12 protein-coding genes are annotated in these 12,442 nt (G+C 63.9%); 10 read left to right on the plus strand and 2 right to left on the minus strand.

The window, feature by feature from the left end; translation table 11 throughout:
* Nucleotides 1–351 precede the first annotated feature (351 nt).
* The 7 genes from V5G24_RS03840 to V5G24_RS03870 all read left to right on the plus strand — a co-directional run bounded on the left by V5G24_RS03840 (nt 352) and on the right by V5G24_RS03870 (nt 7,113).
* The gene (locus V5G24_RS03840) at nt 352–1,464 is read left to right on the plus strand and encodes a sensor histidine kinase (RefSeq protein ID WP_394079724.1); all 1,113 of its coding nucleotides are present in this window, start codon (nt 352–354) and stop codon (nt 1,462–1,464) included.
* The gene (locus V5G24_RS03845; protein WP_394079726.1) at nt 1,457–2,140 is read left to right on the plus strand and encodes a response regulator transcription factor; all 684 of its coding nucleotides are present in this window, start codon (nt 1,457–1,459) and stop codon (nt 2,138–2,140) included. The genes V5G24_RS03840 and V5G24_RS03845 overlap by 8 nt, the downstream gene beginning before the upstream one ends.
* Nucleotides 2,141–2,698: 558 nt before the next feature.
* On the plus strand, nt 2,699–3,595 hold the full coding sequence (locus tag V5G24_RS03850; RefSeq protein WP_394080347.1) for a LysR substrate-binding domain-containing protein: 897 nt from the start codon (nt 2,699–2,701) through the stop codon (nt 3,593–3,595).
* Between the two features lie 257 nt (nt 3,596–3,852).
* Nucleotides 3,853–4,713 (plus strand): transporter substrate-binding domain-containing protein, encoded by an 861-nt coding sequence (locus V5G24_RS03855; RefSeq protein WP_394079728.1) that lies wholly within the window; start codon nt 3,853–3,855, stop codon nt 4,711–4,713.
* Between the two features lie 48 nt (nt 4,714–4,761).
* Complete coding sequence (locus V5G24_RS03860; RefSeq protein ID WP_394079730.1) at nt 4,762–5,508, plus strand: amino acid ABC transporter permease; 747 nt, start codon at nt 4,762–4,764, stop codon at nt 5,506–5,508.
* Entirely contained in the window at nt 5,505–6,347 is an 843-nt protein-coding gene (locus V5G24_RS03865) for an amino acid ABC transporter permease (protein WP_394079732.1), read from the plus strand. The genes V5G24_RS03860 and V5G24_RS03865 overlap by 4 nt, the downstream gene beginning before the upstream one ends.
* A complete protein-coding gene (locus V5G24_RS03870) occupies nt 6,331–7,113 on the plus strand; it encodes an amino acid ABC transporter ATP-binding protein (protein WP_394079734.1) in 783 nt (260 codons plus the stop codon). The genes V5G24_RS03865 and V5G24_RS03870 overlap by 17 nt, the downstream gene beginning before the upstream one ends.
* 257 nt (nt 7,114–7,370) lie before the next feature.
* On the opposite strand, the gene V5G24_RS03875 is transcribed toward V5G24_RS03870, so the two are convergent.
* Nucleotides 7,371–8,663, minus strand: a complete 1,293-nt coding sequence (locus V5G24_RS03875; protein ID WP_394080349.1) for an NAD(P)/FAD-dependent oxidoreductase — start codon at nt 8,661–8,663, stop codon at nt 7,371–7,373.
* A 34-nt stretch (nt 8,664–8,697) separates the two neighbouring features.
* Nucleotides 8,698–9,396, minus strand: a complete 699-nt coding sequence (locus V5G24_RS03880) for an HAD-IA family hydrolase (protein ID WP_394079736.1) — start codon at nt 9,394–9,396, stop codon at nt 8,698–8,700.
* 122 nt (nt 9,397–9,518) lie between these two features.
* On the opposite strand from V5G24_RS03880, the gene V5G24_RS03885 reads away from it, so the two are divergent.
* The 3 genes from V5G24_RS03885 to V5G24_RS03895 all read left to right on the plus strand — a co-directional run bounded on the left by V5G24_RS03885 (nt 9,519) and on the right by V5G24_RS03895 (nt 12,430).
* A complete protein-coding gene (locus V5G24_RS03885; protein WP_394079738.1) occupies nt 9,519–10,472 on the plus strand; it encodes a LysR family transcriptional regulator in 954 nt (317 codons plus the stop codon).
* Between the two features lie 64 nt (nt 10,473–10,536).
* On the plus strand, nt 10,537–10,890 hold the full coding sequence (locus V5G24_RS03890; protein WP_394079740.1) for a cupin domain-containing protein: 354 nt from the start codon (nt 10,537–10,539) through the stop codon (nt 10,888–10,890).
* 67 nt (nt 10,891–10,957) lie between these two features.
* The gene (locus V5G24_RS03895) at nt 10,958–12,430 is read left to right on the plus strand and encodes an NAD-dependent succinate-semialdehyde dehydrogenase (protein WP_394080351.1); all 1,473 of its coding nucleotides are present in this window, start codon (nt 10,958–10,960) and stop codon (nt 12,428–12,430) included.
* Nucleotides 12,431–12,442: the final 12 nt, after the last annotated feature.

Here is a 12,442-nt window from a genome sequence, read left to right on the forward strand (position 1 = left end):
TTCGACGATTTTACCGGTGTTCGGTGGAAGCAACGCCTCTTCGTGCCGCGGTGAATTTCCAGTCCTTTCCAGATCAGCCGCCGTATGCCGGCGCACGTGACCAGAAAACATAAGAAGAGTTGATCCGTCAGGGATCGTCGCGATGGGACTCTTGGAGGGTGGGGAATGGAAGCAGCCGGTTTCTTCGGCGCCGATGCCGTTTCCGGGGATCGTGTCAGCCGCAATCACTTTGCGCCACGATGCTTGGGTCCAGCGAACTTTGGGCCTGCGAATTTGGGGCCCGCGAACTTGGAACCAAGGGGCTTGGAACCAAGGGATTTGGAACCAAAGCGTTTGGACCTAGGAGCCGGCGTGCTCCCCGCCTGCGAGCGGGTCGGGTCCATCCTGGCGAACTTTCCAGAGGGATTGGTCAGCGTCAGCTGCGGGCTGGTGCAATCCGTGAATCACGCCTTCATCAGGCTTTTCCAAGTGCCCGGCGCCGCAGTGGTGGGCCTCCCGCTCCATCGCGTTCTCGATCGGCTGGGGTTTGGTCCCGGCGATGTGGCAGCCCTGATCTCGCCGGTCCCAAATCAGGGCGACGACCTGGAGCTGGTGCGGTCCGTCGCGGGGATGCCCCCACAGAACCTGCTGGTGCGGCGCTTTCCGATCGAGGGGGAAGGCCGCGGGGCGCTCCATGCCCTGGTCTTCGTCGATGAAACCTCATGGCGCGAGGCGCAGCGCTCCACCGAAGTGCTGGTGGAAGAATTGCTGCGTGCCGACCGCCAGGCGGCTCTCGGCGAGATGGCGATGGCGCTCGCTCACGAGATCAACCAGCCGCTGGGCGCCATCGTCAATTTTGCCGGCGCCGCCCGCAGGACCCTGACGGGGCGGATCATCCGTGCCGGCGAGCTGGAAGAGGTGCTGATCAATATCGGTGCCGAGGCGGCGCGGGCAGGCGATGTCATCAAGAGCTTGCGGTCATTCCTCAGGGGCACGCCGCAACCCGCCACCGACGCCAGCGTGAACGCGGCGGTGAAGGTGGTGCTGGGCTTCGCCGAGCCAGCCATGCGGGAGCAGTCCATCGACTTCCGGCTCGATCTCGCCCCCAGCCTGCCGCCGGTGCAGGGCGACCCGATCATCCTTCAGCAGATCATCCTCAATCTGGTGACCAACGCCATTCAGGCCATGGGGATGCAGCCGCTCGGCCAGCGCCGCCTCAACATCCGGACCGCGCGCGAGGGCACCTCCAATGTGCGGGTTGATGTTCGCGACACCGGCATTGGCCTGCCCTCGGAGCTTGGCGAGCGGATCTTCGATCCCTTCATCACCACCAAGGTGAACGGCTCCGGGCTGGGCCTGTCGATCGCGCGCACGCTCGCCCAGCGCCTGGGCGGAACCGTCGAGGCGGGCGCCGAGGAGGGCCGGGGCACCCGCTTTACCATCCGCCTGCCCTGCCGACGGGAAGAGGACGTGCGCCATGCGTGAACCGGCTGTCTACATCGTGGACGACGATCCCGGTCTCAATGCCTCGCTGGCGGCGCTGTTCCGCTCCGTCGGCCTGAAGACCGATCTGTTCCAGCATCCCCAGCCGTTTCTCGAGCTCACCCAGATCACCCGCCCGGCCTGCGTCCTGATGGATGTCCGCCTGCCCGGCATCAACGGGCTCGAAGTCCTGGAGCAGGTCGGCCGGATCGGCTGGACCATGCCGGTGCTCATGATAAGCGGCCATGCGGACGTGGGGATGGCGGTTCGGGCCATGCATGCCGGCGCCCGGGACTTCCTCGAAAAGCCGGTCAACGACACCGTGCTCCTGCAGTTGGTTCAGCGCTGGATCCGCTGGGACGCGCAGAATTATTCCTGCGAGCTGATCTGCGACGACATCCGCTCCAAGCTGGCGGTGTTGACGGAGCGCGAGCAATCCGTGCTGCAATGCATGTTGCGCGGCCAGCCCAACAAGGTCGCGGCCCACGCCCTGAAGCTCAGTGTCAAGGCGGTGGAGGGCCACCGGATCAATCTGCTGCACAAGATGGGCGTTCAATCGCCCATCGACCTGATCCGAATGGTCGGAAGCTGCCCCAAGGACACCCATAATCCGCTGCGCTGCTCGCGGGAGCATGTTGGCCGCGGCGGGCCCGGCCATGGGTGTCCGCTGAACACGTGAGAGGAGCCAATCCTCCGCGTTCGCCGAGAGGGCGCGATAACCGCATGCGTGCATGCACGTATGCACGCGTCGAGCGATGGAGCCGCCTTAAGTCAGGATCGCCTGTGGGGCTTCCCAGGGCGACCTGGGCATGTCTACCGCCACCTCGCCACTCAACTCAGCCAGTCGTGATCTTTGAGGTCTTCGTCGCCAAGCGTGATTCTGAAAATGCGCTGGCCGACCAGCGTGCGAATTTCATGCTCGATGAGGTCGGCCAACGTTGATCCTGGAAGGCGGCGAAGCGGCCAACCATTCCGGTCGCGCGGCCGGTCGCAGCCAGCAGGAGACCGCCGGCGTCGCTCGTAACCGCGCCACGTCAGACGCCGCTACCGCACTGCGAAACTCAACGCGTGCAGAATCGGAGCTCGTCGCGCTACACTCTGTTTGCATTGGTGAACTCCTCTGCTGTTCGCTAAGCCTTTGTCACAGATGAACCGCTCACGGTTCCAGCCCCGATGCGCCCCCAATCTGTGACATCTGCAGGCTAAGTTCGAGAGGCGAGATAGCCACGCTATGAACATGCTGTATTTCTCCGCCTTCCGCGCGGTGATGCTGACCGGGACGGTCAGTGCGGCGGCTGAACTGCTGGGGCGCAGCCAGCCGGCGGTCAGCCGGTTGCTCGACCGGCTGGAGGGCGAACTGGGCGTATCTCTGTTCGAGCGCCGACGCGGGCTGGTGACGCCCACTGCGGCCGCCCGCCTGCTGCTTGACGAGGTCGAGCGCGCCTATGCCTCGCTCGAGACGCTGAAAAGCTTCGCGCAGAAGGTGGCCGATGGAGAGAACAGCCGGATCGCGATCGGCGTGATGCCGGCGCTTGGCATCACCTTCCTGCCGAAGCTGCTGTCGCGATTCCGCGAGGACTGGCCCCACACCCGGGTGCAGCTCAATGTCTGGCTCTCCGCCAAGATCGAGGAATGGGCGGTGGCGCGGCAGATTGAGTTCGGCTTGGCGGAAACGCCGCTTAAGCGCTCGGGATTCCGCACCGAGATCTTTAGCGACACACCCTATTTCGCCGCGGTTCGCGCCGATCATCCTTTGGCGCGCAAGTCGCGACTGGTCCCGGCGGACCTGGTCGGCACGCCATTCATCTCCTGGACCTCGTTCGTCTCGGCTGGGCCGCTGATCGCCCAAGCGTTCCGCTCCAACGGCATTAAGCTCGATCCGGCCTATGAGACCACGCTTTCCTCCTCCGCCTATGAAATGGCCAAGCAGGGATTGGGCGTGGCACTGGTTGATCCCTACACCGCGATCCAGCAGCACGACGAGCGGGTGGTCCTGTTGCCATTCGCGCCGACGATCCCCTTCAATGTCGCGTTGTTGCGGCCCGACAGCCGACCAATGAGCCGTGCCGCCGAAGCCTTGATCGAGCGGATGATGACGGAGCGCGACGCCATCATGGCCCAGCTGCCCCGCTGACCCCTATATGACTTTTCCGCATAATGATCCTCAATCATTTCATTTTGAGCATTATGGATTGTGCGGCTTACTTGCGTCGTGAGCGGTTTCGGCACAGCTCCGGCGGGTGCCGGATGGCCGCCGAGGCCGCCCGATCGACGATCGGGATTATCGCGGAAGCTACGCTTCGGCAGTAAGGTCATAATGTATCCGGCAAGCTGCGACGGCGCCGCAATGGCGTCCAACGTTGCTGTCGGACCAGAGGGAGAACAGGAACGATGCAGTTCGCCTGCGTATTCAAACGTATGCTCGTGGTCGCCGCGTGCGCCCTGGGCGCCGTCTCGACACTGGCCGTCGGCGCTGCCTCCGCAGAGGGGCGTCTCAAGGAAATTCTCGACCGCGGCGCCGTTCGCGTCGGTGTGCAGGGTGCGCTGAAGCCGTGGGGGTTCCCGGCGCCGGATGGTACGCTGCAGGGCATCGAGGTCGATCTGGGCAAGAGCGTCGCCGACGCGCTCGGCGTTAAGTTTGAGCCCGTGATCATCACTTCAGCCAACCGCATGCAGTTCCTGCAGCAGGGCAAGATCGACGTGATCATCGGCGGCATGTACGATACTGCCGAGCGCCGCAAGATCGTCGGTATGATCGAGCCGGCGTATTGGGCCTCGGGTCCCTCGTTGATGGCCAAGAAGGGTGTCATCAAGAATTGGAAGGACCTCGCGGACAAGCCGGTCTGCGGCAAGCAGGGGCTTTACTACAACAAGCAGGTCGAGACTGACTTCAAGGCCAAGGTGATCGCGTTCGCCGGCAACACCGAGGCGAAGGAGGCCCTGCGTACCGGCAAGTGCATCGCCTATCTGTATGACGACGTGGGCATCATGGCGGATCTCGATCAGCCGGAATGGGCCGAGTATGAGATGCCGGTGGCCGTCCTCTACAACAATCCTTGGGCCTCGGCTGTGCCTCTCGATGAGCTGAACAAGGGTTGGGGCGTGTTTATGGCCGGGATGGCCTATCGCTGGCAGGCCGGGGGCACCCTGATCGAGCTCGAACGCAAATGGGGCCTCAAGCAGTCCGACTGGTTTGTGGAGCAGAACAAGAAACACCACTGGGACACCGGCTACTTGGCTCCGCAGAAGTGATGGCAGCCCCGTACGTCATGGCGTTAGACAACTGTTCGATATCTCGACATGCTTGAACTCATATCGCCACTCTTCCGTGAACTCTATGATCGGACGGGGCTGAATTTCACAGTATTCTACGAACGGTACGAATATGACCGGTTCGTGGGAGGCGCCAGCGTCTCGCTGCAGCTGATCTTCTGGTCACTGCTGTTGTCGTTGATCATCGGCGTGCTGGGGGCCTGGAGCCAGAACTCCCAGTCGCGGGCGCTGCGGATCTGCGCGGATGCCTACATTCAGGTGTTCCGCAACACCCCGCCGATGATTCAGCTGTTGTTCTTCTATTTCGGACTGGGTGCCTTCACGCCGGCGTTCGACATGGGCGGCTATTCGCAGCCGATCATCTCGGCCTTCGGCTGGGCCGTGTTGTCGCTCGGCATATTCGGCGGGGCATTCAATGTCGAAATCTTCCGGTCCGGACTCGAGGCGGTGCCGGCTTCGACGCTGGAAGCGGCCGAGAGCCTCTGCTTCACGCGGTGGCAGACCTATATCTATGTCTCGCTGCCGCTTGCGTTCCGCATCAGTCTGCCGGCGCTGACCAACAATCTCGTTAGCCTGGCCAAGACCACCTCGCTCGCCTACGTCATATCGGTCCCGGAAATGACATACGTGCTCAATCAGGTCTGGTCGGACAATGTCAACGTCCCGGAGATGATGTGGGTGCTGTTCCTCTTCTACGTCGGTGTCATCACCCTGCTGTCCTATGGCCTGCACGCGCTGGAGCGCCGGCTCGCCCTTCCGGGGTACGGTCGATGAGCCGCCGGCCGTTCCAGCTCGATCCTCGCCTGCTGGTTTCCGGGCGCGTCTTGAGCGCACTCGACTGGCGCCATGGCGCGGCGCTGTTGGTGATGTTTGCCGCGTCGCTGACCTTTGCATCGGCGCAGTCGGCGGCGGCGCCGCCCGCCACGCCCTCGGCGCTGGCGACGCTGGCGACGTGGACGCCCCATATCCTGCGCGGGTTCGTCCTCAATCTCGTGATGAGCTTCCTGGCCATGGCGCTCGCCACCGTGCTCGGCATCGGGCTCGGTCTGATGCAGATCAGCCCGAGCCGCCTGTTGCGGCTGCCGGCGCGGTTCTTCACGTTGCTGCTGCGCAACTCGCCCTGGCTGGTGATCCTCTTTGCCATCATGTACTTTCTGCCGATCGAGATCCGCATTCCCGGCGGCAAGCCGATCGAGTTCCCCGACTGGCTGAAGGCGACGCTGGCCTTCTCGCTGCCGGTGGCGGGCAATGTCAGCGAGATCCTGCGCGGCGCGGTCAACTCGATCCCGACAGGCCAGTGGGAATCAGCAGATGGCCTGGCATTCACGCGCGCGCAGACGTTGCGTTGGATCATCCTTCCGCAGTGCATCCGCCGCGCCATTCCGCCATGGATGAACTGGTACGCGCTGTTGACGCTTTCCACCCCGATGGCTTCGATCTTCAGTGTCCATGAGGCGGTGTGGAACGCCCAGTCCAGTATGGAGGCGGCCGGGGCACGGCCCGAGTTGTTGCTGCCCTTCTACCTTTTTCTGCTGTGCCTTTTCTTCATCTACATCTACCCGATCGCCATCTGCACCCGTAAGCTTGAGCGCAAATATGCTGTTGCCACCTGAACCCTCGGTCACCGAGCATCGCTCCTGGCCGGACGAGAGCCCAATCGTTTCGCTGAAGGACGTGCACAAGTCGTTTGGCTCGTTCGAGGTGCTCAGGGGCGTGAGCATGGATGTCCGTAAGGGCGAGATCGTCTGCATCATCGGCCCATCGGGCTCCGGCAAGTCGACGTTGATCCGCTGCATCAACGGGCTTACCCCGATCCACCAGGGCTCGATCACGGTCGAGGGCCAGGAAGTCAACGACGCCAAGCTGGGCAAGCTCTCCCTGCGTCGCAAGGTCGGCATCGTGTTTCAACAGTATAATCTGTTTCCGCATAAGACGGCGTTGGAAAATGTCATGATGGCGCCGCTCAAGGTGCTGCGTGAGCCAAAAGCCGAAGTCGAGGCGCGTGCGCGCGCGCTGATCGCCAAGGTGCGGCTGACCGGAAAGGAAGACGCCTATCCGGGCCAGCTTTCCGGTGGCCAGCAGCAGCGAGTGGCCATCGCGCGCAGTCTTGCCATGCGCCCCGACGTGATGCTGTTCGACGAGGTGACAGCCGCTCTCGACCCGGAGACGGTCAAGGAAGTGCTCGTCACCATCAAGGAACTCGCCACCGAGGGCATGACCTGCATTCTCGTGACTCATGAGATGGGCTTCGCCCGTGAAGTGGCCGACCACGTCTACTTCACTGATCGCGGGGTCATCGTCGAGCACGGTTCGCCTGCGCAGATCTTTGGTGCGGCGCAGGACCCTCGCACGCGACAGTTCTTGAGCCAGATTCTCTAAGCACGTCCGGCTTTGATTGCTTCGCAATCCAGGCCTGACCCGCAATGACATTCGCTCCCGCCACGCTGTGGCGGGCCCGGTGTCCTATGTCCGAACGCCAAGAACCCTCCCGTATCGGAACGGGAGGGTGGTTTTACCAGGGGATGATAGGAATGAGCAGCCCCGCGCGCTGGACGATGGTCCAGCCGGCGCCGCGCCACGAGCGGCCGGCACCGGAGTCGATGGCGCGCCGCGCGTTTGCGGGGCGCGCACGGCGCTTAGCGGCCGATGTGGTCGAGGAACTGGTACCAGCCGGCGACGACACGCACGGTCGGCTCGTGCAGGAAGTAGAATGGAATGTTCTGCGGCTTCGTGCGGCGCATCAGCGAGAGGTCCGGCTCATCGCCCATGGCGAGGTCGAGGACGTGGCGACCGATCAGGCTCGACATAGCGATGCCGGTGCCATTGTAGCCCAGCGCGAACGCCATGCGTGGGTTGAGCATGCCGACCTGCGGCAGGCTGTCGAGGGTCATGGCCACCAGTCCGGACCAACGATGGGTGATCGCCCGGCCTTCCAACAGCGGGAAAATCCCCTTCATGGCGCCTTCCAGCGCGCGGAAGGCGGCTTCGGAATCATCCTTGCCGAAGGCGCCGCGCCCGCCAAACAGCAGCCGGTCGTCGATGCGGCGGAACCAGCGCATCATACGCCGGGTCTCGCTGTAGCTGCGCCCCTGCGGCACCAGGGTCTTGAACACGTCGCCAGGCAGAGGCTCGGTCGCGATCATCGCGCTGCGGAACGGGATCACCGTCCGCCGCACCGCTTCGGTGGCGGACGTGAGGTCGGAATAGCCGTTGGTTGCGATGATCAGCCGGTGGGCTCGCACCGTGCCGCGGTTGGTGGCGAGTTCAATGCCATGGGTCTGCTGGGTCACCGAGGTGACGGGCGAGCGTTCGAAGATCAGGCCGCCGCGTGCACGCACGGCGGCCGCAAGGCCGCGCGCATAATTGAGCGGATGGATAACACCAGCATGCTGATTCAGCACGCCACCGACGAATGCCGTCGAACCGGTCTCGGCCGCGGTCTGGCTGGCGTCGAGGATGATCAGGCTGGTGTCGCCGAACAGGCGTCTGGCGGTCTCGGCCTCGTCGGTCAGCCGCTGCAGCGCGAGCCTATTGTGCGCGCAGCGCAGATTGCCGGTCTTGGCAAAGCCGGCCGAGATACCGAGGCTCTCGACATAGTGCTCGACGCAATCAGTCGCGTTGTGGCCGATCTGGCTCATCCGGCGGGCGACCTCGATGCCATGGGTGCGCGCCATGTCGCTTAGCGAGACGCGGAACTTGGTCGAGACCACGCCGCCATTGCGGCCAGAAGCGCCGAAGCCGACTTCACCGGCTTCGACAATGACGGGTTTTAGCCCGCGTTCGATGGCCCGCAGGGCTGCGGAAAGCCCTGTGTACCCGGCGCCGATGATAGCGACATCCGCGACCACGGCTTCCGCCAACTCCACCGGTTCGGCAGCTGCCATGGCGGTGTGCCGCCACAGCGAAGCAGGATATTTCAGTTCGCGCATCTCGGTTTGTCTCATCTATCGGAGCCGGTCGACGTCAGTCGTTCTCGACCGCGTCCGCCAAAGCGCCGAGCGTGGCGAAATGGAAGTCGGGCTTGGTCACGGTTTTCGGTTCCGGCGTGCCGCCGAAGCCCTTCATGCCCTGGCGGCGCTCGATCCAGCAGACCTTGTAGCCGAGCTCACGCGCCACGCCGATGTCGTGGTACTGGCTCTGCGCGACGTGCAGGATCTCTTCCTGCTTGTAGCCGAGCATCGACTGGCGGCCGAGGTTGTAGGAGAAGAAGCGCGGATCGGGCTTCGGATACTGGGCCTCGTCCGAGGTGACGCTGTCGTGGAACGGCAGTTCCAGCGTATTGGCGCAAGCGGTGTAGCCGACGCGGTCGAAATTGGTCATCGCCACCAGACGGAACTTGCGGCGCAGGCGCTTCAGCGCATCGATCGAGTCCGGGAACGCCGGGAAGTTGAAAAAGTACCGCATGAAGGTGTCACCGGCTTGGTCGTCGTGCGGCAGACCGAGTTCCTTGGCAGTGTGAATATAGACATCGCGCATCACGACGCTGGAGCGACCCGGGAACTTCACCCGGCCCTTAAGGTACGGCGCGAAGATTTCGTCGTCCGTCAGCTTTGCCGTAGCCTCGCCGCCAATCGCGCGGACGCCATCGAGGATGCCCTTCTCGAAGTCGATGCACGTTCCCACGATGTCGAAAGTCAGAACCTTAAAATTCTCGAAAGCCATTTTTCGTGCCTCTTCGTCTGTCTGGTGTCACTAACCCCAATAGGAGTGTTGGGGAGACATGAAGCCCGACGGGGCGGTGTGAGCAATTCTCAAAATAATCATCGCGGGGGTTACATTCGGTAATGTCCCAGCTCAGAAAACTACTGCCATCCCTCAACGCCCTGGTTGTCTTCGAGGCTGCGGTGAGGTGCGGAACCTTCGCCCGCGCCGCCCGGGAGCTCGGCGTCACCAGCCCAGCGGTCAGTCGCACCATCGGCCGGTTGGAGGGCCATCTCGGGTTGAGCCTGTTTCACCGCACGCCGACGGGTGCGGTGCTGAGCAAGGACGGCAGCGAGCTGTTCGAGGGCATCTCGCAGAGCTTCGGCGAGATCGAGCGGACCCTCACGCGGTTGCGACGTGACCGGCCGGCCAGTCTCAAGCCGGTGGTCCTTTCGGTGTCGACCGCGTTCGCGACACACTGGTTCATGCCGCGCTTCTCGCAGTTCCGGGCCCAGTTTCCTGGCCAGGAGATCCGCTTCGATCTCATCAGCGGCCTGCTGGGCCGACCGGTGGGCGATGCAGACATCGCCATGCGCTTCGATCATAAGCCGGATGGGCAGCACCATGTGCGCACGCTGATGCCCGAGTCGCTGCTGCCGATCCGTATGCCGTCTTTCGGCGCACCCGAGGCGCAGGCCGAGCTGCCTGCGGATTCGTTCCTGCGCAGCGGAACCAAGGTGATCACGCTCGATGAGGCGCAGCCCGATTGGGCAAGCCTTTTCGCCCGGAACAAGAAGCTCGAGTCGTCTGAACCTGAACTGCAGTTCTCGGACTACACGTTGGTGGTGCAGGCGGCGCTGGTGGGGCAGGGGGTTGCGCTCGGCTGGCTGAATGTCGTCTCCCATCTGCTGGCGCAGGGGAGCCTGGTACCGGCGAGCCCCACTGTGGTCCATACCCGCCGCCACTGTGAACTCGTGACTCGCCGGGGTCCCGATTGCGGCGTGGTCGATGACATCTGCGACTGGATGATCGCCGAGCTACGGCAAGACATATCGCGAATCCATAGCCGCTATCCCAGCCTCGACATTCGAAGCTGATCACCCGCCACCAACGGGACCCGCGCGCCTATCCATACCCTCACAGAAGCATAGGAATACCATCATGAGTACTCTTGTCGTCTTCGATCTCGCTAATCCCGGTGAGCCTAAGCACAGCAAGCCGGCGCCAGACCGTTTGATTTCGGGCGATCCCAGCTATCGCACCTGGGAAAATGCGGCCGCCGGCCAAACGGGCATCCGCACCGGCATCTGGGAAGCAACGCCGGGCGTGACCCGCTCGATCAAGGGCGGAACCTGGGAGTTCTGCACCATCCTGTCCGGCGTCGTCTTGCTGACGGAAGACGGCGGCGAGACCCGTCGCTTCACAGCAGGCGACACCTTCGTGATGCGCCCCGACTTCGTTGGGACGTGGGAGACCGTCGAGACGGTTCGCAAGGTTTTCGTGGCGGTCTCCTGAGCGACCGCCGGCACGCGCCCGCAAAAGGGCCTTGGAGAGTATTCTGATGACCAAGACGACCGAAACCGTGCTCGGGCTCGCTGATCCCGGCTTGTTGGTCGAGGCTGCGCTGATCGCGGGGCAATGGTGCCCGGCGGACGACGGCGCGACGCTTCCGGTGGAGGACCCGGCCTGCGGACGGGTTATAGGCACGGTGCCCGCTTGCGGCGCCGGCGAGACGCGCCGCGCCATCGAGGCTGCGCAGACCGCATTCGCCAGTTGGCGCAGGGTGCCGGCCGCAGAGCGGGCCCGCCTGTTGGAGCGCTGGCATGACCTCATCCTCGCCAATGCCGCCGATCTCGCGTGCATCATGACCGCCGAGCAGGGCAAGCCGCTGGCCGAGGCGGAAGGCGAAGTGCGCTATGGCGCGTCGTTCGTGAAGTGGTTCGCCGAGGAAGCGCGCCGCATCTACGGCCGCACGATTCCCGCCCCGGGGTCCGACCGGCGCATCCTGATGTTGGAGGAGCCCATCGGCGTCACCGCCGCCATCACGCCGTGGAATTTTCCCATCGCCATGATCACGCGCAAATGCGCGCCGGCACTCGCCGCCGGTTGCACCATGGTGATCAAGCCCTCCGAGTTGACGCCGTTTTCGGCGCTAGCATTGGCCAAATTGGCCGAGCGGGCCGGTATTCCTGCCGGGGTGATCTCGGTGGTGACGGGCCTACCTGCCGGCATCGGCGAGGAACTGACCGCGAGCCCGATCGTCCGCAAGATCTCCTTCACCGGCTCCACGCGGGTGGGCGCGCACCTGATGCGCGCCTCGGCACCGACATTGAAGAAACTGAGCCTCGAGCTGGGCGGCAATGCACCGTTCATCGTGTTCGACGATGCCAACCTCGGTCTGGCCGTCGAGGGCGCGATGGTCTCGAAGTTCCGCAATGCTGGCCAGACTTGCGTGTGCGCCAACCGCATCCTGGTGCAGGCGGGAATCCACGACGCCTTCGTCGCCCGGCTCGGCGAGAAGGTCAAAGCGCAGGCGGTTGGTCCGGGCACACAGGCTGGCGTCGGTATCGGTCCGCTGATCAATGCAGCGGCCGCGTCCAAGGTCCGCGCGCATGTTGATGATGCGATGAGCAAGGGCGCGCGCGTGGCGGCGCAGGCCCATAGCGGGCTCGACGAGACGCGCTTCGTCGCGCCTCTGGTGCTGACCGGTGCCACCATCGACATGCTTTTGGCCAATGAGGAAACCTTCGGCCCGGTGGCGCCGATCTTCCGGTTCGAGACCGAGGCGGAAGCGATCGCGATCGCCAATGGCACGCCTTTCGGACTTGCGGCGTATTTCTTCACCGAGGACATGCACCGCGCCTGGCGGGTGGGCGAGGCGCTCGAATTCGGCATGGTGGGGCTGAATACCGGCGCCATCTCCATGGAGGTCGCGCCCTTCGGCGGCGTGAAGCAGTCCGGGCTTGGCCGCGAGGGCGGATATCTCGGCATCGCCGAATATCTCGAGCCCAAGGCATTCCACATGGGCGGGCTGAAGCTCGACCCGATGGCCTGACATCGGCCTGAT

The sequence above is a fragment of the Roseixanthobacter finlandensis genome, assembly GCF_043195105.2.
Classification (GTDB): domain Bacteria; phylum Pseudomonadota; class Alphaproteobacteria; order Rhizobiales; family Xanthobacteraceae; genus NCEH01.